Source organism: Sulfitobacter sp., assembly GCF_036961165.1.
In the GTDB taxonomy this organism is placed as follows: domain Bacteria; phylum Pseudomonadota; class Alphaproteobacteria; order Rhodobacterales; family Rhodobacteraceae; genus Sulfitobacter.
Genome location: NZ_JBALVJ010000004.1, coordinates 1 through 23,255 on the forward strand (window position 1 = coordinate 1; position 23,255 = coordinate 23,255).

Annotated in this window: 23 protein-coding genes; 8 read left to right on the plus strand and 15 right to left on the minus strand. The window is 56.1% G+C overall.

The genetic code is table 11. The features are described from left to right. Window positions 1–309 precede the first annotated feature (309 nt). Window positions 310–996 (minus strand): site-specific integrase, encoded by a 687-nt coding sequence (locus V7730_RS03460; protein ID WP_335746197.1) that lies wholly within the window; start codon window positions 994–996, stop codon window positions 310–312. A gap of 86 nt (window positions 997–1,082) precedes the next feature. Between V7730_RS03460 and V7730_RS03465 the strand changes: the two genes are divergently transcribed. Beyond that, on the plus strand, window positions 1,083–2,168 hold the full coding sequence (locus V7730_RS03465; protein WP_335746198.1) for an SMP-30/gluconolactonase/LRE family protein: 1,086 nt from the start codon (window positions 1,083–1,085) through the stop codon (window positions 2,166–2,168). Window positions 2,169–2,185: 17 nt separating this feature from the next. Here the strand turns inward: V7730_RS03465 and V7730_RS03470 are convergent, their stop codons facing one another. Next, window positions 2,186–2,632 (minus strand): RrF2 family transcriptional regulator, encoded by a 447-nt coding sequence (locus V7730_RS03470; RefSeq protein ID WP_335746199.1) that lies wholly within the window; start codon window positions 2,630–2,632, stop codon window positions 2,186–2,188. 81 nt (window positions 2,633–2,713) lie between these two features. Here V7730_RS03470 and V7730_RS03475 point away from each other — a divergent pair, with 81 nt between their 5' ends. Together V7730_RS03475 and V7730_RS03480 are read left to right on the plus strand one after the other, a co-directional pair. Next, on the plus strand, window positions 2,714–2,869 hold the full coding sequence (locus V7730_RS03475) for a hypothetical protein (protein ID WP_335746200.1): 156 nt from the start codon (window positions 2,714–2,716) through the stop codon (window positions 2,867–2,869). After that, on the plus strand, window positions 2,866–3,267 hold the full coding sequence (locus V7730_RS03480) for a group III truncated hemoglobin (RefSeq protein WP_335746201.1): 402 nt from the start codon (window positions 2,866–2,868) through the stop codon (window positions 3,265–3,267). Before V7730_RS03475 ends, V7730_RS03480 begins: the two co-directional genes overlap by 4 nt. A gap of 218 nt (window positions 3,268–3,485) precedes the next feature. Here the strand turns inward: V7730_RS03480 and V7730_RS03485 are convergent, their stop codons facing one another. From V7730_RS03485 to V7730_RS03515, 7 genes are all read right to left on the minus strand, one after another. Then, window positions 3,486–4,670, minus strand: coding sequence for a formate dehydrogenase subunit gamma (locus tag V7730_RS03485; RefSeq protein WP_335746202.1), 1,185 nt, complete (start codon window positions 4,668–4,670; stop codon window positions 3,486–3,488). Window positions 4,671–4,748: 78 nt separating this feature from the next. Then, window positions 4,749–5,342: a formate dehydrogenase FDH3 subunit beta gene (gene fdh3B, locus V7730_RS03490; protein WP_335746203.1), complete on the minus strand. Its 594-nt coding sequence runs from the start codon at window positions 5,340–5,342 to the stop codon at window positions 4,749–4,751. A 12-nt stretch (window positions 5,343–5,354) separates the two neighbouring features. Further along, the gene (locus V7730_RS03495) at window positions 5,355–8,324 is read right to left on the minus strand and encodes a formate dehydrogenase subunit alpha (protein ID WP_335746204.1); all 2,970 of its coding nucleotides are present in this window, start codon (window positions 8,322–8,324) and stop codon (window positions 5,355–5,357) included. A gap of 58 nt (window positions 8,325–8,382) precedes the next feature. Continuing rightward, window positions 8,383–8,571 (minus strand): twin-arginine translocation signal domain-containing protein, encoded by a 189-nt coding sequence (locus tag V7730_RS03500; protein ID WP_335746205.1) that lies wholly within the window; start codon window positions 8,569–8,571, stop codon window positions 8,383–8,385. Between the two features lie 57 nt (window positions 8,572–8,628). Continuing rightward, window positions 8,629–9,237 (minus strand): TorD/DmsD family molecular chaperone, encoded by a 609-nt coding sequence (locus V7730_RS03505; protein ID WP_335746206.1) that lies wholly within the window; start codon window positions 9,235–9,237, stop codon window positions 8,629–8,631. After that, a complete protein-coding gene (locus V7730_RS03510; RefSeq protein WP_335746207.1) occupies window positions 9,234–9,842 on the minus strand; it encodes a DUF3306 domain-containing protein in 609 nt (202 codons plus the stop codon). The genes V7730_RS03505 and V7730_RS03510 overlap by 4 nt, the downstream gene beginning before the upstream one ends. Next, a complete protein-coding gene (locus V7730_RS03515) occupies window positions 9,839–10,405 on the minus strand; it encodes a DUF3305 domain-containing protein (protein WP_335746208.1) in 567 nt (188 codons plus the stop codon). Before V7730_RS03515 ends, V7730_RS03510 begins: the two co-directional genes overlap by 4 nt. A 290-nt stretch (window positions 10,406–10,695) precedes the next feature. Here V7730_RS03515 and V7730_RS03520 point away from each other — a divergent pair, with 290 nt between their 5' ends. Next, window positions 10,696–12,645 (plus strand): 4Fe-4S binding protein, encoded by a 1,950-nt coding sequence (locus V7730_RS03520; protein WP_335746209.1) that lies wholly within the window; start codon window positions 10,696–10,698, stop codon window positions 12,643–12,645. Here the strand turns inward: V7730_RS03520 and V7730_RS03525 are convergent. After that, the gene (locus V7730_RS03525) at window positions 12,639–13,334 is read right to left on the minus strand and encodes a hypothetical protein (protein WP_335746210.1); all 696 of its coding nucleotides are present in this window, start codon (window positions 13,332–13,334) and stop codon (window positions 12,639–12,641) included. The two genes, V7730_RS03520 and V7730_RS03525, sit on opposite strands and share 7 nt — an antisense overlap. A gap of 104 nt (window positions 13,335–13,438) precedes the next feature. Here V7730_RS03525 and V7730_RS03530 point away from each other — a divergent pair, with 104 nt between their 5' ends. The 4 genes from V7730_RS03530 to V7730_RS03545 are packed head-to-tail and all read left to right on the plus strand — an operon-like array spanning window position 13,439 to window position 15,891. Continuing rightward, window positions 13,439–13,633, plus strand: a complete 195-nt coding sequence (locus tag V7730_RS03530) for a DUF6494 family protein (protein ID WP_335746211.1) — start codon at window positions 13,439–13,441, stop codon at window positions 13,631–13,633. A gap of 1 nt (window position 13,634) precedes the next feature. Further along, on the plus strand, window positions 13,635–14,702 hold the full coding sequence (locus tag V7730_RS03535; RefSeq protein ID WP_335746212.1) for an Mrp/NBP35 family ATP-binding protein: 1,068 nt from the start codon (window positions 13,635–13,637) through the stop codon (window positions 14,700–14,702). After that, window positions 14,699–15,400 carry a biotin/lipoate--protein ligase family protein gene (locus V7730_RS03540; RefSeq protein WP_335746213.1) on the plus strand — a complete coding sequence of 234 codons (702 nt, stop codon included), beginning with the start codon at window positions 14,699–14,701 and terminating at the stop codon, window positions 15,398–15,400. The genes V7730_RS03535 and V7730_RS03540 overlap by 4 nt, the downstream gene beginning before the upstream one ends. Beyond that, entirely contained in the window at window positions 15,397–15,891 is a 495-nt protein-coding gene (locus V7730_RS03545; RefSeq protein WP_335746214.1) for a DUF6505 family protein, read from the plus strand. The genes V7730_RS03540 and V7730_RS03545 overlap by 4 nt, the downstream gene beginning before the upstream one ends. A gap of 77 nt (window positions 15,892–15,968) precedes the next feature. Here the strand turns inward: V7730_RS03545 and V7730_RS03550 are convergent, their stop codons facing one another. From V7730_RS03550 to V7730_RS03570, 5 genes are read right to left on the minus strand one after another with little or no spacing between them, the layout of a single operon-like run. Beyond that, window positions 15,969–16,817, minus strand: coding sequence for an efflux RND transporter periplasmic adaptor subunit (locus tag V7730_RS03550; protein ID WP_335746215.1), 849 nt, complete (start codon window positions 16,815–16,817; stop codon window positions 15,969–15,971). Further along, window positions 16,814–18,796 (minus strand): preprotein translocase subunit SecA, encoded by a 1,983-nt coding sequence (locus tag V7730_RS03555; RefSeq protein WP_335746216.1) that lies wholly within the window; start codon window positions 18,794–18,796, stop codon window positions 16,814–16,816. Before V7730_RS03555 ends, V7730_RS03550 begins: the two co-directional genes overlap by 4 nt. Continuing rightward, window positions 18,789–20,936 (minus strand): peptidase M50, encoded by a 2,148-nt coding sequence (locus tag V7730_RS03560; protein WP_335746217.1) that lies wholly within the window; start codon window positions 20,934–20,936, stop codon window positions 18,789–18,791. The genes V7730_RS03555 and V7730_RS03560 overlap by 8 nt, the downstream gene beginning before the upstream one ends. Before the next feature lie 3 nt (window positions 20,937–20,939). Then, entirely contained in the window at window positions 20,940–22,820 is a 1,881-nt protein-coding gene (locus tag V7730_RS03565; RefSeq protein ID WP_335746218.1) for an HlyD family efflux transporter periplasmic adaptor subunit, read from the minus strand. 42 nt (window positions 22,821–22,862) lie between these two features. Further along, complete coding sequence (locus tag V7730_RS03570; protein WP_335746219.1) at window positions 22,863–23,246, minus strand: DUF3467 domain-containing protein; 384 nt, start codon at window positions 23,244–23,246, stop codon at window positions 22,863–22,865. Between the last annotated feature and the right edge of the window lie 9 nt (window positions 23,247–23,255).

Here is a 23,255-nt window from a genome sequence, read left to right on the forward strand (position 1 = left end):
TCGGGTTGGATACATCTTAGCACGCTGTCCAATTTTGCCGGACCACTTCAGTTTAGGCAGCGACTGCGCATCCCACATCCGGATCAAGTGACCCAATGAAGAATGGTATCTCTGATACCCTACCCCTTCGATTTTTTCTGGCGAGCGACTGTGAGCTTTTCGAGGACTTCATCAGCAACCTCCGGAACCAAAGCGGCATATTTTTCGATAATGTTAGCTGCATGCCGAAGCCCCCATCCCATGGTTACCGCGATTTCATTAAGTGAACAGCCAGCGCGGAGTAGCTCAGTTGCACCCGTACCCCGCATGTCATAGAGACGCAGTTCGTCCCGAATGTGAATGCGGCTTTGGTCCCCTAGCAGCCAACTTATTGGCACGTTGCTTCAGCTCCCTTATGATCCCGGATGCGCGTTCAGGCTTCAGCGGGTGGCCTCCAAGTGAAACAATCAAAAATTCTTGATGCCGAGGAGTCGCATCGATTAGCTTCCCCAAGGCTGGCGTGACAGGAATGCTGACTGGTTTCCCGCTTTTTGTGCGCTTGAAAAACAGGCGCCTACCGTTGGGTGTCTTTTGCACGTGTTCGCGTTTGAGAATACCGATATCTTGAGGGGTTAAGCCCCCTTCGGATGCAGCTATCGCCACTCTCCCCTCCCTTTCGTTCGCGACGCTTAGAAGCGCATCAAGCTCTTCAGGCAACCAAATGATCTCCGAACGATCTGATCTATACATTCGGGCGACATTCATGTGGTGGTGGGTAACGATTGCCGCACCTCCATCGCGCGCCCAGTTTAAAAAGCGCGTTATGACACTTGTGGCATAATCGTATTGCTTTGGTGAGTGCGCCCACTGTTCTTTCCATTCCCTGATTTCAGAAAGGGCTTCTTTTTCCTCAAAAAGCTTAATCGGATCCGTCCCGAATTCGGGCTCATAGGAATGTAGGTATTTGTCGTAATCACTCTGTAGCGGTGCGACCCTGCTCCCATTGCCCAATTCCAATGGGCTAACCACTTGATCCGTCGTCGCATATCGGCAACCCTCCGATGTAAGCGATATCTTCGGGATGCCGCGTAGGAGACGTGAAAATGAAAATACTCTTCAAGTTCTTGGGAGCAGTGATTGTCTGTTTGGCTGCATATCTCATCTTGTGGCCTGTATCGGTGCAACCCGTAACTTGGGAGGCGCCCGAAAATGCCGGATATACTAGGGATTTCACAGAGAACGATCGCCTTGCTGCGCTTGATCTGATTGATCTGGACGGTCGGATCGGACCCGAAGATGCCGACATCGGCCCAGATGGGTTGATCTACGTTGCGACCCATGATGGCGAAATCTTGCGTCTCGGGAAAGACGGTGCTGTTACTCCATTCGCGCAGACACAGGGGCGCCCCCTTGGGATTGAATTTGCGCCTGATGGAACGCTCTATGTGGCGGATGCTTATCGCGGATTACTGGCCGTTGACCGCATGGGTCAAGTCACATTGCTGACCGACCAAGTCGAGGATGGAAGCCCCGTCCTTTATGCCGATGACGTTGATATTGCGGCAGATGGCAGCGTCTATTTTTCAGATGCCTCAACCAGATTTGGCGCCGAAGCGAATGGCGGAACGCTATCGGCTTCGGTTCTGGACCTTGTTGAACACTCTGCGAATGGCCGCATTTTGAAATTCGACCCTGCAACCGGCAAGACAACGGTATTCGCAGATGAATTAAATTTCGCCAACGGCGTTGCCGTCAATGAGGCGAGCGATGCAGTCTTTGTTGTTGAAACAGGCGCATATCGTATCTGGCGCTTCCCGACAGACGGCAGCCCCGGACAGGTCGTTCTGGAAAACCTGCCAGGCTTTCCGGACAACATAAACCCAGCATCTGATGGGACCTTCTGGGTGGGCCTCGTCAGTCCTCGAAATGCCATAATGGACAAGCTGTCTGGCAATACCTTCTTGCGGCGCGTCATTATGCGACTGCCGGATGCGATGAAACCTGCGCCGACACGCTACGGCTTCATCCTGCGCATGGACGCTGAGGGCCGTGTTCTTGAGACGCTTCAGGACCCCAAAGGCGCCTATGCCCTCACAACCGGTGCAGTCACCCTTCACGATGGGCAGATCGTTGTGACATCATTGACCGAACCGCATTTAGGTTTACTGAATTATTCACCCGTCGACTGACGGCTTGAATGTTTTACTTACTCAGTCGCCTTGCCTGATACATCAAGGAGCGCCGCAAGCGCGCTCTGAGGCTGCACCACATCTGCCAATGTATAGCCATCAAGCGTGGCAAAGAACGCTTCCTGCGCCAGAGCGAGCGGGCCTCTCAATCCACAAGCAGGCAGGATCAGACAGGACTTATCGGTCCCGAAACACTCAACCACAGGATCATTGCGCTTCATCGCCCGAACCACGTCGCCGATGATGATCAGATCGACGCGACGTGCTAGGATCAACCCACCGTTGCGCCCTCGCACAGACTCAGCAAATCCTTCAGCGACAAGCTGTGTCGCTACCTTGGACAGATGGTGCTCTGATAAGCCATAAAGCGCGGCGATCTGCGATGTAGGAACACGCGCAGGCGCGCGCACCGCCAGCGTCATCAGTATCCGTAGGGCATAGTCCGTAAATTTATCTAGTTGCATGACACAATATTTAGCATTTGAAGTGCGTAATTAAAAGCGTTACATAATACGCATCATAAATACTTATTAATGGAGATTCTCATGACCCTATCTGAAGCCTTTCTATGGCCGGGCACCAAAGTCTGTGAAAAAGTAGGCGTCGACCCAGAGGGCGAGGCAGGTTTGCTTCGTTGGTTGGTCAACACGCTTGTTTATTTGGTACTGAGCCTATTTGTGGTCTGGATTTTCGTAGTTTGAGCATTCCGCCCCGCATTCCCGTTACTGTGGATCAAATACAAACGGTCGTGACGCAGTTTTACGCCCGTGTACGCGCTGACCCCATCCTTGGACCGATCTTTGCCGCACATGTGACGGACTGGACGCCACACGAGGCCAAGATCGAACTTTTCTGGCGAAACGCGCTATTGCTGGAACGGTGCTACAACGGCAACCCGATGCAGGTTCATGCTGCTGCGGGCAACGTCAGAAGCGACCATTTCGCGGTTTGGCTTTCGCTGTTCGATACCGTTCTTGAACAAGAGCTGCCGCTCCCTCTTGCACACGCTTGGTCGGCACTGGCCCATAGGATCGGACGCGGGCTGAGCTACGGCCTGCCTGCGTCATCCTGTGCAAATGCGGTGCCTGATTTAAGCTAATTTTAATCAGATTTGATGCAGATCCCAAGGGAGGGCCAACCGCCCATTGGGACCTGTAAAGGGGTCTTTGATATCGGCACGCAATCTAGTCTGAAAGCCTAACATTTCCGGAAGACGTCCCAGCCGAAGAGCTAGAAAAACCAATTTGGTTCAGAATTTGATTTGCACCAAATGAAATTACAACAAGCGCGATAAGCGCGAGCAGGAAAGACTTCATCTCAATTCGACTCCCGACTGGTAGCTTCAGCATCAAGAACCTCTTGGGCCCAGATGCTATGATGCTCGCGCGCCCATTGCTCTTCAACTTCGCCTTTGCCCATGGCATCAAAAGCCCCCTCCATCCCAATGGAGCCAAGATAGATATGGGCAAAAATGATCGCAGTTAGAACAAGACTAACAAGCGCATGCCAAAGCTGCGCATATTGCATTTCTTCCTGTGGCTCCAACGGATAGGGCAAGTCAGCCATACCGAACCAGCCCGGCACACCCCAACTGTTCAACGTTGAGAAGGTATGCCCAAAGAGGTTGATTTCAAACGGGAACAAAAGCGACAAACCAGACAGCGCTATCGATCCGCCCAAGACGATAACCGCCCAGAATATCAGCTTTTGGCCTGTGTTGAATTTCTTCGCCGGAGGATGCTCTCCTCCGAATAGACCACCTGCTTTTGCAAGCCAGCGCAGATCGGTCCGGTCCGGCAGGTTGTGTGCGACCCACGCCACAAAGATGATGACCAAGGCGACCATAAAGGACCATGAAATGTTATTGTGAACCCATTTGCTTATGACAGCGAGGAACGAGAATGCCTCGTGGCCGAAAGCGGGAATAAGCACCTTGCGCCCAAAAAGCGAAATCAGGCCGGTAATTCCGAGCACAATAAATGAGGATGCCAACAACCAATGGCCGAAGCGCTCAACAGCTTTGAAACGTACAATTGTGCGACCGGTCTTTTCTCCATCAATGCGGATGCGCCCGCGGATCAGATAGAACAGTACCAACGCCGCAAGCGTCCCGCCCAACAGGTAAACCGCGATCTTCAACAATGGACCTTCGCGGAATTTTAGCCACCACATACCTCCATCTTGCATCAACGTCGTCGCTGCAGGGTTGCGGGCCTGAGTGGTAATATCGGCTGATCCATAGCGCAGCGCGCGCCAGAGTTCAGGGTCGGACGCCCCACCCAACGTGCCGAGCTGATCGGTGGTCGCGGCAGCCGCATCGGGATTTCCGGTCAGATCACTTCGAAAGCTATCGTCGATCTTAACACCTTCTTGGCGACGCATGATATCTTCGAGGGTTTGCGCACCACCCGTCGAGGCGCGCGGATCAGCAGGCACCTCTTGCGCAATAGCGGGTAACGCAAGTGTCCATAAAAGAGCAAGCAAGCCAAACAGACGCAACATCGGAAGTTCCTTATGTCGGGATGAGAGAGGGGCGACCAAATGCAGGCCGCCCCTTTTTATAAATTCAAAAAAGAGCTTTTAGCCGCCTTTTTGGTCATAAGCTGTACCCCAGCCCCATGCGCCGGAACCGAAACCACGCGCAACAACACGCTCGCGGTAGATGCCCGAAACAACGTCACCGTCACCGGCAAGCAGTGCCTTGGTGGAACACATCTCGGCGCAGATCGGCAGTTTGCCTTCTGCGATGCGGTTGCGGCCATACTTCTGAAATTCAGCGGTCGAGTTGTTTTCTTCTGGGCCGCCGGCGCAGAATGTACACTTGTCCATTTTACCGCGCGATCCGAAGTTTCCGGCCTGTGGATATTGCGGCGCACCAAAGGGGCACGCGTAAAAGCAATAGCCGCAGCCGATGCACAGGTCTTTGGAGTGCAGTACGACGCCTTCGTCTGTCTGATAGAAGCAGTCGGTCGGGCACACTGCCATGCACGGCGCATCCGAACAGTGCATACAGGCCACCGAAATTGAACGTTCCCCGGGGGAGCCGTCGTTGATCGTGACGACTTTCCGGCGGTTTATGCCCCACGGGACTTCGTGTTCGTTCTTACAGGCCGTGACACAGGCATTACATTCAATGCAGCGTTCAGCGTCTACGAGAAATTTTGCTCTAGCCATTCTACTTCTCCCTTATGCTGTCCAGATTTTGCAAAGAGTAGCTTTCGTCTCTTGCATCTGGGTTACGCTATCATAGCCATATGTTTGTGCAGTGTTTGTGCTTTCGCCCAGCACGTAAGGGTCAGCACCTTCGGGATATTTATCCCTCAGATCAACACCTTCCATGTGACCACCAAAGTGGAACGGCATGAAGGCCACGCCTTCGCCAACCCGCTCGGTGACCATCGCCATTACTTTGACCTTGCCGCCTTCGGGGCCCTCGACCCAGACCTGCTCGCCGTCACGCACACCAAGGTTGTTGGCGTCACGTGTGTTGATTTCGACAAACATGTCCTGCTGCAATTCCGCAAGCCACGGGTTCGACCGCGATTCATCACCGCCACCTTCGTATTCAACCAAGCGACCGGACGTCAGGATGATCGGATACTCTTCCGAAAAATCCTTTTCCTGAATGGAGGCATACATGGTCGGCACGCGCCAGAACTTCTTATCCTCGTAGGTTGGATAGTCAGCCACCAGATCACGCCGGTTGGTATAAAGTGGCTCGCGGTGGATTGGCACCGGATCAGGGAAGGTCCAGACAACGGCCCGCGCCTTGGCGTTACCGAATGGCGCACAGCCACGGCCAATAGCCACACGCTGGATGCCGCCTGAAAGGTCGGTTTTCCAATTTACACCACCTACCTTGGCCGCATAATCGCTTTCAATTTCACCAGTTTGGCTGGTTTCGCCCACTTCATCGGCGCCCGGGCGAACAGTGCGATGCCCAGAGACATACTCGATGTCTGCCCGCTCTTTCGCAGTCAAGTCGCCATCCCAGCCCAGATCGATCAGCATCTGCATCGTGAATTCGGGATACCCGTCTTCGATCTGCGAACCGGGGGTGAACACACCTTCGGCCAGAAGATTGTCACCGTCACGCTCCACACCGAAACGGGCACGGAATGTCAGGCCGCCTTCGGCAATCGGCATCGACATATCATAAAGGTTCGCCGTACCGGGGTGGTTCATCTCGGGTGTGCCCCAACATGGCCATGGCAAACCGTAGGTATCCCCGTCTGCCGGTCCACCAATCGCGCGCAACGTTGTGCGGTCAAATGTATGTTGGTTGGCCATATGCAATTTCATGCGCTCAGGGCTCTGGCCAGTATAGCCAATCGTCCACATGCCGCGGTTAAACTCGCGGGTGATGTCCTCGATGTTGGGCTCGCCGCCCTCGTCGATGGCAATGTTGCGGAAGATCTTATCGTGGAAGCCGAATTTCTCGGCAAATTTTGCGATGATCGTATGATCAGGCAGTGATTCAAAAAGCGGCTCAACCACTTTATCGCGCCACTGCAGCGACCGGTTGGACGCTGTCACAGACCCACGTGTTTCAAACTGCGTACACGCCGGCAGCAAATACACACCATCCGTCCGATCCTGAAGGACCGCCGAAACTGTCGGATATGGATCAACGACGACAAGCATGTCTAGTTTCTCCATTGCCGTCTTCATTTCTTTCTGACGGGTTTGGCTGTTCGGTGCATGCCCCCAAAGAACCATTGCGCGGGTGTTGTCAGGCTGATCAAGGTTTTCTTTGCTTTCCAGCACGCCATCAATCCAGCGACTGACAGGAATACCCGTCAGGTTCATCATCGCGGTGTCGCCATAAGTCGACTCCGAAAAGCGTCCCTTAAGCCAGTCGAGGTCTTCTTCCCAGACCCGTGACCAATGCGCCCAAGCGCCAGCAGACAAACCGTAATAGCCCGGCAGAGTATCGGCGAGAACACCGAGGTCGGTGGCGCCTTGCACGTTGTCGTGACCGCGGAAAATGTTGGTGCCGCCACCTGCAACACCCATGTTACCAAGTGCAAGCTGCAAGATGCAGTATGCGCGGGTGTTGTTGTTACCATTAGTGTGCTGCGTGCCACCCATACACCAGATTACGGTGCCGGGACGGTTGTTGACCAAGGTGCGTGCAACACGGGCAAGCTGCTTGCCCGGCGCGCCGGTGACACGTTCGACCTCTTCCGGGGTCCATTTTGCCACTTCGGTCCTGATCTGGTCCATTCCCCAGACGCGGGTGCGGATGAACTCTTTGTCCTCCCAGCCATTTTCGAAGATATGCCACAGAATACCCCAGACCAGCGCCACGTCAGAGCCGGGCCGGAAGCGGACATACTCGTCTGCGTGGGCAGCCGTGCGCGTAAAACGCGGGTCACACACGATCAACGGTGCATTGTTCTGCTCTTTGGCTTTTAGAATGTGCAGAAGCGACACGGGGTGCGCTTCGGCAGGGTTGCCACCGATCAGAAAGATCGCCTTGGACTTATGGATGTCATTGTAGCTGTTGGTCATGGCGCCGTAGCCCCATGTGTTCGCCACACCGGCCACTGTGGTCGAGTGACAAATACGCGCCTGATGGTCGACGTTATTTGTACCCCAGTAGGCCGCAAATTTGCGGAACAGATAGGCCTGTTCGTTGTTATGTTTGGCTGATCCCAGCCAATAGACTGAATCCGGCCCGCTTTCGTCGCGGATTTTCATCATGCCGTCGCCGATCTCGTTGATCGCGGTCTCCCAGCTGATGCGAACCCATTCGCCGTTTTCTTTCTTCATCGGGTACTTCAGGCGGCGCTCGCCATGTGCGTGCTCGCGTACCGAGGCCCCTTTTGCGCAATATCCACCAAGGTTGAAGGGGCTGTCAAAGCCCGGCTCCTGACCGATCCAGACGCCATTGTCGACTTCTGCAACAACAGTACAGCCGACCGAACAGTGCGTACAAACTGATTTGATCGTTTCAACAGCACGTGTCGCAGCGGTCTGCGCCGTGGCTTGTGTTACCGAACCGCCAGTTGCCGCGATTGCGGCCATCCCACCGATGGCAAGCCCTGATCCGCGCAGGAAGCCCCGACGGTCAATACCACCCGCCCCTTTGTTGACGACAATCGGGGTACGTCCTGAACGGCGTGTATATCCGTTGGTTTTCTTCCTCAGCATGGTCTTCCTCCCTGCTCCAGTCTAGCTGGACAAATTAGTGACGCGCGCAGCGCAAAGCCTAAAAACGTGTGCTTTCAAGATAGGCCCGCGTGTGTGCGGTATCCTGCATCTTTTCAGACGACAGATCGACGGGCTGTGCCTCCGCCTGTGTGGCGCTTCCTGCAACAACTGCCACAGCTGCCGGTGCAGCAGTGCCAGCCAACTTCAGAAAATCGCGGCGGCTTGCGCCTTTAGTTTGATCGGTCATGAGATGTCTCCCCTTCCTTGTTTGGCGGGCATCCCCACCGGTTATTTGGCAAATGTGTCAGCTTGCCGTCATACGAAATGCTTCGCGTTCAATATCCATCAACGCGCCGCCGACAGCACCGACTGATGCATAAAGCACCGATGTTTTTGCAGCCTGCAGATCGGTAAAGTAATGGGTGGCCCAAGTTCCCACATGAGCATTAAAAAACTGTTTCTGCTCTTCAACACTAGCCACACGACCAAAGCGGCCAATGATCATTCCGGCCATCATCTCCATCAACGACGCGATGTTGTCTTCGGGCTCGAACACGTCTGCCGCGCGGGTCATGCCAAAGGTGGCCATTGTGTCACGCAGGTTCGCCAATGGCTTTTCGTTCAGAAACCCCGTCAGATAATAGCTGGCGTAGGGCAACAGTTCGCCCCGTCCCAACCCGATAAACAGCGCGTTGAATTCTGTTTGGACGGTCTTCGGCTTCGACACCTTTGCAACCCGTGCCAGACCCTGAATGGCCTCACCCAGAGGCGTATCATCACCCGTCAGCGCAGCGGTCTGTTCCAGCAACATCTGATCCGGAGGCGCGGACAGCATCAGCCCAAGATAGTTATAAAGATCCGCCCGCAAGCGGTCCTCTTGTGACACTTCCATCAGGGGCGCAGCGACATTCATACGGCGTCATCCTCAAAATGAAATATCATGCGGCGCGGCGTAGGCATCATCGGTTCTTCTTCCTGAAAGGTTTTTTCCACCTCAAGCGGCACTTCAACATCAGCTTGCACCATCTTTAAGCCCGAATAATCTTCAGGGCAAACAGAGTCTTGCGTCTCCGGCAGCATATCGGCTTCTTCATCGGGCGACAACGTTGCTTCTTTCTGCCGCTCCATCTCAAGCAGGTGAAAGAGCATACCCTTGCCAACCTGATAGCTCGTAGAGATCGGGCCCTGTCCAAAGCTGCCTGTCAGATAATCATCATCATAATCGTTCAATCCGTCAACACAGGCGAGCACGGGATTGCTGCGCCAAAGGTTCCGCAATGCACGCTTGCGCAGATGCGCCGGGACTGTTTTTGTCAAAAACGCCTTGAAGTCATCGCCCTGCACCATCGTGTCAGGATCGGGCAAGCCCAGGTCCTCTAGAATCTCTGCATCGGATTTCTCTGCCAACGCCTCGTGCTGCTTAGCAATGACAGCTTCTTCTGCGGCAAGCTCTTCAGCCGCAGCTTCTTGCGCAACAGCGGCACGGCGGCGCGACCATGAGGTGTGCGCTTTGGTCAATTCACCACCCCTTTTCGGCGCGGCGCGCGGTACACATCACTGGTCTGACGGATGCGCGCATCGCCTATGCCGTCGTCAACACGGTCTGTCCGAGTCTTGTCACGGCGGCGCTTCACGAATGCTTCTTCTTCGTAATGAGTATCAACAAAATTTGCGATCCAGCCGTGCAAACCTTCGGGCATCGGGATCTTCTCAACCAACTCCTCGGCAGAATCGCAGTAATCCTGCGCCTCGTAGGGGGAGGCCGTCACAAGAGCGACCGACCAAGGCAGATCGCTGATATGTTCATTCTGACGCAGCACTACATAAACAGACGGGTTCCGCGCCATAAGCTCATGCGCGTAGGCTTCGGCATCTGACACATACAGTGTCAAAGGAAGTGTCGCAGCGTGAAACTCGGTTACGTCGCCTTCAGTACGCAGCACTTTCCAATCCGCAGCAGCAGCCCCCGGCAAAACTGAGGATACCGTCCATGCAAACTTCGCCCAGCGGGTCACACCCGGCGCACGCCTGACAACAACGCCAATCGGTAGTAACTGCGCATTTGGGTATGCTAATTTCAAAGACCAATCCTTCCAAGCTTTGCCTGGAGATGATGGAATATTTCCACGCATTTACAAAGCCCTAATATACCATTGTACACAATTGTGATTGCTGCAGCGCGGCGTTTGTAAAATTCGTTACATTTGAAGGAGAAAGCGGAACAGCTTTGATCTAAAATGCCTTTCTCCAGCTTATTACGCTGCAACTGCAAATGGCTTTAGATAGGCTTCCGACATGATTGCCGGTTTACTGCGTTGTGGTTTCCTGCCTACCTATGCGGCAGACTTTGCTGCAAATTCCGGGGAATTATATGTCAAAAACCTTGCTCCTATGTGACTGCCTTGGCTCTCAATCGGTTGATGCCGCAGCGTTGAGCAAGGCAACAGGTTTGACCTGTTCGGGATGCCACACCAGCCTATGCACCACCCAGATCGATATTGCAGTCAAGGCCGTCGAAACCGGTGATGTGATTATAGCATGCCTGCAAGAGTCCTATAGATTTGCCGAAGTCGCAGAAGAGTTAGGGGTCGATGCACCGCTATTTATCGACATACGTGATCGCGCGGGATGGACCGATGACAAAGTCTCCACTGCCCCCAAAATGGCAGCACTTGTTGCGGACGGCATGCTGCCGGAACCCTCATACAGATCGATTGATGTCGTCTCCGAAGGGACATGCCTGATCATCGGCGCGCCCGACATCGCGCTGGCGACCGCCAAGACATTGGTCGAGACCTTGCCGGTAACGGTCCTGCTGGCACCCGGCGCCGAGATTGTGCCGACACATGAATTCGATGTCGTGCTCGGGAATCTCAAGCAAGCGTCTGGCACCATTGGGCAGTTCGAGGTTAAGATCGACGCCTTCCAGCAAAGCCTTATTGGCGGGCGCGGCACGCCCGGCTTAACTTCCCCCCGCGACGGCGCGCTGTCGCAATGCGATATTATTCTTGATCTGACCGGTGGCTCGCCGTTGTTTCCGGCCCCTGAAAAACGCGATGGATATCTGCGTGCCGATCCTAAAAGCCAACCTGCGGTGGCCGAAGTGGTCTTTGCGGCAAGCCAGCTTGTCGGCACTTTCGAGAAACCGCTCTACGTCCGGATGGAACCCACACTTTGCGCCCATTCCCGGGCTGAGAAACCGGCCTGTTCCAACTGCCTGAACGTCTGTCCGACAGGGGCGATTGTTTCTGCGGGTGAGCATGTCAGCATCGACCCGATGATCTGTGCCGGCTGTGGTGCCTGTGCAGCCGTCTGCCCGTCGGGCGCGATCAGCTATGAAATGCCAACCGTTGACCACATCTTCCGCCGGATCAACACGCTGGCCTCGGCCTACCGTAAGGCAGGCGGTAAGGACGCTACGCTTTTGGTCCATGGCGACCACGGCGCGGAAATGATCAGCCTGTCAGCGCGGCATGGACGCGGGTTGCCAGCGAATGTGATCCCGATGGAAATCAACGCCCTATCCGGCTTTGGACACGCGGAAATGCTGGCAGCGCTCGCCTCGGGCTTTGCCCGTGTGGACATTCTCGTGGGGCCAAAAACCGAACGCGACGCGCTTGATCCCCAGCTTGCGCTGGCGCTTGCTATTGCGCCGGAAAAGGCGTCCATTCTCGATATCAGCGATCCAGATGCCTTGTCCGAGTATCTGTTTGACGCGGAACCACTCACTGCGATTGACGCGCCCATCCTCCCACTGGGCACCCGCCGTCAGGTCGCGCGATTGGCGGCGAAGGCGCTGAACCCAACATCGGAGACAATCGCATTGCCGGTTGGCGCGCCTTACGGTGCCGTGGTTGTGGATACCGACGCCTGCACCCTGTGTCTGGCCTGCGTGTCGCTTTGCCCCTCCGGCGCGCTTGGCGACAATCCTGATCTGCCGCAGCTACGCTTTCAAGAGGACGCCTGTTTACAATGTGGCGTTTGCACCAACGTTTGCCCTGAAAAGGCGATCACGCTCGAACCACAATTTGACCTGACTGATGCAGCCTACACCCAAAAAATCCTTAACGAAGAAGAACCCTTTGCCTGCGTCGAATGCGGCACGCTGTTCGGAGTCAAATCTACCGTTGAAAAGATCATGGAAAAGCTGGCTGGCAATCACTCGATGTTCGCCAATCCTGCCGCGGCACGCATGATCCAGATGTGTGACGGCTGCCGCATCAATGCGCAGTATCACTCCCAGAACAATCCCTTTGCGTCCAAAGAACGCCCCTTTCCACGAACAAGCGATGACTACTTGTCAAAACGCAAGGATCACTGACTTTGCAAAGGAGCGCCCAAATCAGCAGGCGCAATAGTTGCGACATAGCTCAAGATATTATCGAGTTCACCTTGTGTCATTTCCAGCGGCACAATCGCGGGCGGCAAATGCGCGGCAAAGGGCTGGGTAATATCGGCGATCTGGGTGAAACTGGGGTGCGGATTGAGAATGTAGAACGTGGCGAACCGGTCGCGCCAATCGTCAAAAGTGCGCATCAACGCGAAAGAGGGCGTCTGCCCCATACCGTCCATGCGGTTGGTGTCATTGATCACATGGCACCGTCCACAGTGCCTGAGCGAAAGCGTCTCACCCAGCAGTGGATCACCCTCGAATACCGCCGCAGGCAAAGCCCCCTCATCCTCGATTTGCGCCGTAAAAATCGCAACGCCTTCCGGCTGGAACGCATGGATTGTGCGCTTGCCAATGTCCGCCAGAAGCCACTCAGTGAACAGCGCTGGACCGCCAACCTTGGGCCCCGATACATGCCAAATGGCGTCCAGCCCTGCAAAAACGGGCACACCTTCATGCCCGATCACAACATCGCCACCCTCGTCGATCTGCGTAATCCGCACACCGTGCTTCAGCGAAAAGCGCGGCAAGAGGTGTTGCAGAAAACCAGTGTCACGGACCTCGCGCGCGGTGGAAAGTGTAAAGCCCGCACTCTGCGCTTGCGCGACCAACGGGAACATTACACAAAAAAGAAGACCAAGATATTTCACATCACCCCTATCGCAGGTATGCCTCAGCCTACGGCGGCGGGCATCACGCGGTCAAGACAACCGGAGACAACCCCATGAGCGAAGATTTCAACATGTCGATGCGCAAGTTCCTCAAGCAGGTCGGCGTCACCTCGCAACAAGCCATCGAAGAAGCCCTGCGCAATGCAGGCGATACAACGGGCCGCAGCTTTGAAGCCCAGATGGTTTTGACCATCGACGGGCTGGATATGGAACATGTCGTGACTGGCAAAATCGAAGGTCAACCATAACGTGACCGTGAGCAGAGAAGCCGTCCTTGGTATCCTTTCGAGTTTTGAAGATCCGATCAGTGGCAGCCCCCTTGTCGAGGCCGGCCTTGTCAAAGCATTGACCGTGAATGATGGCGTTGTGCGCTTTGTCATGGAAGTTAACGGCAGCCATGTAGACGCCTATACAACCATCAAAGAAGCGGCCGAAGCCCGGATCAACGCGCTTGACGGTGTTGCATCTGTGTCCATCGTAATGACCGCGCATAGCACAAAACAGCCACCACCCGACCTCAAGCCTTCCCGCAGTGCCGAACCAAGCGGCCCTCAAAAGATACCGGGCGTGGACCGGATCATCGCCGTGGCCTCTGGCAAGGGCGGCGTTGGAAAATCGACAGTTGCATCGAACCTTGCCTGCGCGCTGGCCGCTGAAGGACGCCGTGTTGGCCTGCTGGATGCGGATGTCTACGGACCGTCCCAGCCGCGAATGCTAGGTGTATCGGGGCGCCCTGCCTCACCTGATGGCAAGATCATCCTGCCAATGCGGAATTTCGGCGTTACGATGATGTCCCTTGGGCTGATGACCAATGATGATCAGGCTGTCGTCTGGCGTGGCCCGATGCTGATGGGTGCATTGCAGCAGATGCTGACGCAGGTGCAATGGGGTGCGCTGGATGTGTTGATCGTCGATCTACCACCGGGGACCGGCGATGTGCAGATGACGCTTGCGCAAAAAGCTGACCTGAACGGGGCCATTATCGTCTCTACCCCTCAAGACATCGCGCTTTTGGACGCCCGTAAAGGCATTGATATGTTCAACCAGCTTGGCACGCCATTGATCGGCATGATCGAAAACATGTCGACACATATCTGTTCGGCCTGCGGTCATGAAGAACACGTCTTTGGCCATGGAGGCGTCGCGGCCGAGGCTGAAAAACTAGGCATACCCCTTCTGGCGGAAATACCGCTCCAGATCGACATCCGCCTTGCGGCAGACGGCGGCGCACCGATTGTTGTCTCCAAACCTGACAGCGCTCCAGCAGCGGCATTTCGCGCCATTGCAAAGGACCTGATTGCCAAGGGGCATGCATGACCCAGCCACAGTTTCCACCGCTATTCACAGGACAGGACGCCGCCGGGGGTGATCCTTTTGCTATGGCGGTGGCGACGGCGGATGCAGGCTGCGACGCGGGGCTTGTTATTTATGATCTTGCCGCAGACAAACTACGGGCAGCCATCGTTTTTGCCCCTGATGTGACCCTGGCTGACGCGGCGGTGATCCTGCCCATCTGCGGCGTCGGTCTTCAGAACGCAATTGGCGCACTAGGCCCTCCCGAAGTCAGCGTGCATCTGGGCTGGGATGGAACAGTTTATGTAAATGGCGGGCGCTGTGGCATACTGCGCATGGCAGCCTCCGGCCCGCCCGAGAGCGAGCCGGATTGGCTGGTGATTGACATCACGCTCTCGCTCTGGCCCGATAGCGATGAAACCGGCCTGACACCGGATCAAACCGCGCTTTATGCCGAAGGTTGTGCTGAAATTTCTGCCATCGCGCTTTTGGAATCTTGGGTCCGCCACACCCTTGTCGGTATCAACACGTGGGCTGACAGCGGCACAGCGCAGATCCACCGCGAGTGGCAGGGTCTGGCCCATGGCCTTGAAGGAGACACAACTGCAGCAGGCCTGACAGGCACCTTCGTCGGCCTTGACGACCGCTTGGGGCTATTGCTTAAGATCGAAGATGAAACGACACTTGTTCCGCTGACTGCAAACCTGACGAGGCCCCTATGAAACTTGCCCGCGCGATCCACTTTGACGAAAGCGACCAACGGGTATTCCACAACCCCGCCCGCACGGGTGAATGGTGCATCTCCGGTGGGTTTGAATTTTCGAACTGGGGCGAAGCAGACCTTGTCGGCAAGGCGCGCCAAGCGTTCACCAACGGCTGGATGGGCTGCGAGACATTCGGCCGCGTCAGTTGTATCGCCATCACCCAGATCGAACCGCAGGAACGGGACGTGATCGCCACCCTTCTGGCCCAACATTTCGTCGATATCTATGGTGCGCCCTCTGTTGAAGCGGCACGCGGTACGGCGTTACACGAGATCGACCAGATGGCCGACCTGTGCGCGGATCACACCCCCAACACGCTGCTAACCGTCACCCGCGAATTGACCCCCGCAGGCGTGCGCGAAAGCTTTCGGATCATTGAAGCGCAACAGGCCGACATCATGCAATTTGCAGTTCACGGCCATCTGGACGATGAGCCGCATAGCCACTGATTGATTTGTGATTTCCGCGGCTTCAGAACTTCTGCACATAGAAGTTGTATCGCTACCTTATCACCGCTTGGTTAAGCCTATAGTTTGACCCGACATTTCGTACCGGCAGGAATATCCCCGTCGGGGTTGGGCAGTTCCAGCCTGACAAAAAACGTACCGCTGGCCGCGTCAAAAACGGTATCCACAACTGTCACGATAGCATCAAAGCTGCGGTCTAGCGGGAGCAGTTGGTGCACCTGTCGCTGGTCGCCGACAGATACCCGCCCGAAAGCGGCGATCGGGGCAAACACACCCACATGGAGCGGATCAATTTCCGCCACGGTGATCACGGGCGTCTGTTCATTAGCAAACTCGCCCTTGGCGGCAAGAACCGCCGTCACAATGCCATCAACAGGGCTTCGCAAGATGCGGCGGTCGCGGATTGCCTTGGACTGCGCCAACTCGATCGAAGACACCTTTTGCTCAAGTTGTGCTTCCTCCATAGCCAGCTTTGCCAATGCCAGTTCGATCTCTGCGGTTTGCCGCAGGGCAACGGCTGCGACATTGCGCTGCTCAAGTTGCAAAGCCCGGTCGAATTCGATCTGTCGCAGTTCCAGACGCGATGTCTGGGCACGCAGGTTTACGTCCGATTCAGCACGGGCCTGGGCAAGCTCGATCTGGAGTGTTTCAAGCTTATCATCCAGTTGCGCCAACGCCTGACCCACCTGAACCCGGTCTCCACGTTTCACATATATTTCCGAAATAATGCCGTCCGTGGCCGCCGAAAGCTCAGCGATGGAGCGTGGCTCAATCAGACAATCAAGGTCCATCATGCTTTCTGGATCAGCCTGCTGCGCCTGAGCTGAACCATTTCCAAAAACCAGCGCGAAGCTTAGCAGTGCAGCCGGGATTCCCCCGCTGATATTCTGCGCAGATACCTTGGTCATTCTACTCTCCCAGCAAATCCGAATTGTTCTTCCCTGCGCAAATCATGTCGCAACAGGTCCGTCCGTGCACGCGCGTGCAATCGCTCCGCGCGCGCCTGAGCGCGATGAAACGCCCTTGGTCCCCGCAGCCGCATCAGTAACCGTAGCCGCCCGAAGCTTTTGATCAAAGGGTCATCCCAGCTGACAAAAGCTTCGCAACTGCCGGGATCACCCTGACGCGCGCAGCGGCCGATCACCTGCCTGTCAATGCGTCCGGCTTCATGTAGCTCAGTCAGGATCACGTGCATGCCGCCCAAGCTTTTGACCTGCAGGCCCAACCCGATATCAACACCTCTGCCCGCCATATTAGTCGCAACGGTTATTGCGCCGCGTTGCCCCGCAGCCGCGATGATTTCAGCTTCTTGTCCGGACTGGGCCGCATTCAACAACTCATGCGACAGGCCCGCTTCGGTCAGGCGGGCGGAAACAGCTTCACTGGCCCGTACTGTACGTGTCGCGATCAGCACGGGGCGGCCTTGTGCGTGTAGTTGAGATGCCCGTGCTGCAACCTTGTCCCACTTCGCGCGCTCGCTTCCCAAAATGCGACCACGCCAGTAGCGCCGCTTGGAAGGGCGCGGTGGCGGCACTGGCACCACTGACAAACCGTATACCGCGTTCAATTCTGCAGAGACTTCGCGCGCCGTACCTGTCATGCCAGCCAATCGGCGATAGCGGCGGAAAAATCGTTGATAGGTCATGCGTCCCAGCACCTCACGGCGACCGGTAATTTCGACCTCTTCCTTAAGCTCAATCAATTGGTGCAAACCGTCCGACAGCGCCCGATCAGGCGAGACACGGCCAGTGTATTCATCAATCAGTTTCACCGCGCCGTCTTCGATCAGGTAATGTTCATCGCGTTCAAACAAATGGCGCGCGGACAGTGCCAATGTGGCGGCATGCTCGCGCCGCGCTGTGTTGCGCCAGATCCCGCCCATCTTTTCGGCTTCACGGGTCAAGGCACGGCAACCTGATGCAGTCAGCTCTATCCGCCGCGCCGACGGCTCAACCGAAAAATCCCGACCCTGCTCCAATGCATCTGACAACTGCCATGCCGCCGTGGCCCACTCAGGATCGGGCGGTGCAGTAGACGAAAGGATTAGCGGCGTGCGACATTCATCTATCAATACAGAATCCGCCTCGTCCACGATGGCGAAAGGCAACCCGTTCATAGAGATACCAGCCCCGCGCGGTGTTTCGGCACTGATCATATCAAACGTCAGCCGCAACGCGCCAACCTCACCACCCAGCCGGATGCGGTCACGCAAATAGTCAAAGGCCATCTCTTGATTGGAGCCATAAGTGATGGCGCAGCGATATGCCTCTGCCCTGTCCGGCGGCTCTATGTCAGCGGTGATGAGCCCGACACGAAGGCCCAAAGCCTGCGCCAACGGTTTGAGCGCTTCAGCATCGCGGGCAGCAAGATAATCATTCGCCGTGATGACATGCACCCGTTCCCCCATCAAAGCGACGATGACCGAGGCAACAGAGGCCGTAAGCGTCTTGCCTGATCCTGTCTCCATCTCTGCCAATCGACCAGAGACCAGCACTAACACGCCAGCGATCTGGCTACGGAAAGGCAAGAACCCCAATTGGCGCTCTGTAAGTACACACAACAAGGCAAGCAGATGGCGTGCAGGACGGGCAAGCGGCTTACGCAAATCGGCCTTTTGTCGGGCGACCTCGATCCGCGCAAACAAAATTGCATCGTCAAGGTAGCGTAGCTTGCGCGCGCGCCGCGCAATGCCGCGCGCGATCCACATGACCCTGTGACGCACAATAGGCGCTGTAACTGGCTGCGTGACCTGCGACATCATCCGCCGCGCAGTGAACCGCCAATCCAGAGCCTGCTCTGCGCCCGCCGCCGGCACCATTTGCCGAAACAGGCCAAGCCCAACGGCCGCTTGCGCCCGGGCATCAAGAGCCATCGCCAGATCAGACATTGAAGCGTCTCAGGAACAACTGGCGTAGTCGCCGCCATCCTCTTTGCACCAAAGGTTCAGACCCGTGATCAAAGCGCACATAGACCCGCATCCCCAACACAAGACTGGGCGCGGCACCAAGGGGCACCAGATCAAATTGCATCACAGGTTCAAGGGCAAGCGGTGCGCCCTCTCCTGTCGGATCAAGAGAGAACTGCCCTCCTCCCTCGGTTGTCATCGCGAGCGATGCAAGCGCATAACCGATCGCCGGGACTTCCCTGACAACCTGCGCTTCAAATTGTTTCTCCGGTGCGTCTGCAGGCCGCAGATCAACCGCAAGCGTGCGCGCCCTGACAATGTCGGCCTTATCTTGCGATACCGCCACGCGCACCACGATTGCTTCAGGATCGACGACATGTCCGATCACATCCCCACGGCGCAAAAAGCCCCCCTCAAGGTCAACAGCATTCGGTAGAACAAGCTGCCCCGCGCGGTGGGACACAACATTGCGCGCGACTTCGAGGCTTTTGAGGATTTCCAATTCCTGCTCTGCTCGTATCGACTGTGCTTTCCACAAGCGCATATCATAAGCGCTTTCGCTTAGGGCTTGACGGTAACGATAAGCATACTTGCGGGCTTCCGCCTCAGCGGCACGCAAAGTGGCCTCGGCATAAGGGTCAAATAATTTGAGAATCACCGCACCTTGTGCCACCTGCTGGCCTGATATTCCGACAACCTGTTCGATCACCCCTTCCGCCTCGGCATAGATGGTCTCGTCCCGCGTGGAATGCACAACACCTTCAGCCGTCGTTCGGTAAGGTACTGGCATAAACCCCAGCGAAAGTACCAGCGCGCCAATCACTGCACCACTCACGATGATTGCCCTTCCGCGCTTGCCGCGAAGCCGCTCACCAACCAGGACAAACCGCAGGTGCTTGAAAATAGGTACAATGAACATCAATGTGAGCGACCAGATCGCCAAGGCGATCCCGACGATAAAGAACCGCACCGCCACCACACTGATGATCGTCACAGTGATCACAATCCGGTAGCAAAACGCCGCTATAGAATAGAAAAAGAACCACCCCTTTTCGCCCCGCGCACGCACGGGCGAGCGCGCGTCCAAAATGCCAAAAGCATAGCGCTGTATTAAATAGCCAAGATATTGATTCGACCGGTTGCCCAAATTGGGAATCTCGATTGCGTCAGCTAACACGAAATACCCATCAAACCTTAGCAGCGGATTACCGTTGAAAAGCAGGGTAGAAATGCCACCGATCACCATCACGTTGAACGCAACCGCCCGCCACAGCCCTGGTTCCAGCTCGGCCCAAAGCAGCATTGCCCCCGCCGCCAACCCCAGTTCCACAAGGATACCTGCGGCACTGACCAAAATCCGCGCGCGTTTATCAGGAAACCCAGACGCGGCAGAAGCATCAACATAAGGCACAGGAATGAACACAAGGAACATCAGCCCCACTTCGCGAACCTCACCGCCGAACTTCTTCAGCGCGAAACCGTGCCCCAACTCATGCAGGAATTTCACCACCGGATAGACCAACACAAGAGCGACCAGCGAATTGGTCGCCAGAACGCGATCAATCAGATTTTCTGTTAACGCATCCCAGTTCCGCGCCGCAGACATGCCGCCAGCCCCCAAGAGTACCAAATACAAGAGCGCGCCCCAAACGGTGAAGAAAGGGCGTGCCAGCGGCCATGCCTCGGTCAAAAACCGGTCTGGGTCCATCAAGGGAATCCGCAAAGCCAGCGGGTTCATGAACCGCGCAACCAGTCCCTTTCCCTCCTTCTTCAGCGCCCTCTCGACCAAACGGTCGTTGTCCGGCAATCCATTCGTAACCAGCAGATCGATCGAGCTGAGCTGCGCAATTGTGTTGAGCATTTCATCTTGTGTCGGCGCTGTTTCGCCAAGCTCGGTACAGGTGATGTCCCAAATTTCACCCAAGCTGCGCTTGCCGTCCATCTGGGCCACAACCCAATGCGCACTATCGGACAATCTGCTGAATTTACCCGACAGCGGATCGCGCAGGACAAACCACTCCACACCGCGAAATACTTGACGAGTGATCTCGGTGCGGGGGGCAAGCCACGGGCGCAGATGCGCCGCGCGATACCAAATCGGGCTTTCAAATCCAGCAGCCATGGCTCAACCCGTCCAGCGCCAAAGTGCGAGACGCGCCCAGTCGATGATTGGCCGGGTCCAGACATCGATCAACAGGCGCTCTTCGATCTGTACTTTGCCGATGCCACGCATGCCGGGGCGCAAATCAGCCGAATTCTCAGTCAACTGCGCTTCGACGATGGCATAGTTGCGCCCACCTTCGGCATTCATGCGTGGGGTGATCTGGGTGAGTTTGAATGCAAACTGCCGATCCGGCAGAGGAGCTAGAACAAGGGTGCCAGTTTGGCCGATGCGCACTTGGTCAAGGTCTCGTTCCTCCACCTCAAGTGCGACACGGTAGCTGTCCAAAGGAGCCAGCCGGAACAACTGTTGGCCCAGTCTTACTGCCGCCCCGAGGGACTGACTGTGATCGCCCTCAATGACGACCGCATCAAAGGGGGCGCGTAACACCGCACGGTCCAGCTGGCGCTGCGTCAGATCGGCCTTGGCGCGCGCTTGTTCAATATTTGCCGAAGCGATGCGCGCAGTTGCGGCAACGCGGCCTGCCAACGCTTGATCGTATTCGCCCTGATACCGGCCGACGTCCGTCAACCAACGGGTTAGTTCGATCTGCAAATCACGCTCATCCAACCCAAGTAGCGGCATGTCTTGTTTCACGACATCACCTGCGCGGGCAAATTGTTCGGCGATGTGGCCGTCAAAAGGAGCCACCATCGTTCGCACGATCTCGCCCTGTATTTCAGACTGGGCGACCACACGAAAATCAGCTTTCGCAAACCAGAAAAAGGCGACCATCCCGGCAAGAACCAGCACCGCCAACTTCCGTCCCAGATACCCAGGCCCAAGCAAGCGGCCAAGCGCCTGACGGCTGTCTTGCAAGAATACGCGCAGCACGCCGCGCTCTCCCTGCTCGCGCTCGTCGATCAATGCACCCAGCGCAGCGCCTACCCCTTCGGCGACCATAAGCTCTTCTTCGGAAAAGGTTTCATTCGCACGTTTAGCCAAATGCAGCGCGCCGATTGCGGGACCACCTGAGCTGGAAAAAAGAGCGACGGACAATAGCTCCCCTGCACCGGACTCGCGCAACAATGAGGCGTGATGCTGTGCGACCATAAAATCATGGCTGTCGCGCGGTGGGTATAGGACGGACCCTTCTTGATAAAATGCCTCTGACATCGCCAGCGCGATGGCCTGTGCATGTGTCGTCTCACGGGGCTGGTCCGAGACATCGGACAGAGCCGTTACCTTCATCCGCCGACGCGGTGACGCGCGGCCAATCCCAACATGCGCACAGTCAAGTTCACGTGCCAAAAGGTTGCAGGCCGCCAACATCGCGGATCGGGACGAATTCGCCTCCAACACCGCGCCAATGGTATCCAGCACCAACGATACTTTTGCGCGGTCGCGGTGTTCTGCCAAAGACAGATCGCGCCGCAAAGCAGCTATGAGCCAGCCACTTGCCCAGCGCATTTTATGAAGCATCTCAGCAGCGTCATCTGGCGGTGACTGAAACTCCAAACAGATGGACCCGAGCGGCTCACCATCAACCATCAAAGGCTGTGAGAAGCATCGACCTGACTGCACAACCCCGCGCTCTTCATGAAGCGATGTTTCAACAGCCGCCATCATAGCATGGCCCGGGCTGACCCCTTGCGGCCAGAGGGCCACAGGCACCAGCCCATTGGGCATCTCTAGCACCACAGCGCCGCCTTCACACGGCCCCAACATCCGAACAGTCAGCGCAAGCCAAAGCCGCGCAAAATCATCGAGATCAAGATCGTCAGAGAATCTCGACCACAGCGCATTATCCATGATCGAGACTTTGTCATCGTCGTGCCCACCCGTGGCATCACTCTTGCCTGAAAGCTCTGATGCACTGGACCCGTCAGAAGGATGTCTATTCATAATTCATTCCCGCAAAGCGGCAAATCACTTTTGACCAGCCGCTCAGGCGTCTCCGCCTTTGGCCTTTTGTGCACCGGCGGCAGCTGCTGCGGCCAGACCATCAAGTTTGATTTCACCAAACCGGTTCTCGTATTGTGACAGAACTGCACCCATCAGGACAAACAGACGTTTGGCAGCGTGGGGATTGAGGATAATCCGCTCTTCCAGCCGGACATCAAATTCCTTGCTCGCTGAAGGGTTCCACGTTTGGTTGGAGCCAAAGAACAGCGTGACTTCTTCACGAGTGGAAGAGGCGTTGACCACGTTTGCGTAAGTGGTGCGCATCTGGCTGTCGTCCCAGTTTACAACAGGGGCTGCGGGCGCGCCAATTTCAGAAGGAGTAGCAGATGCTTCATCGGCTTTATTCGTCGTTTTCTTAGTGGTCATAAGAGTTTA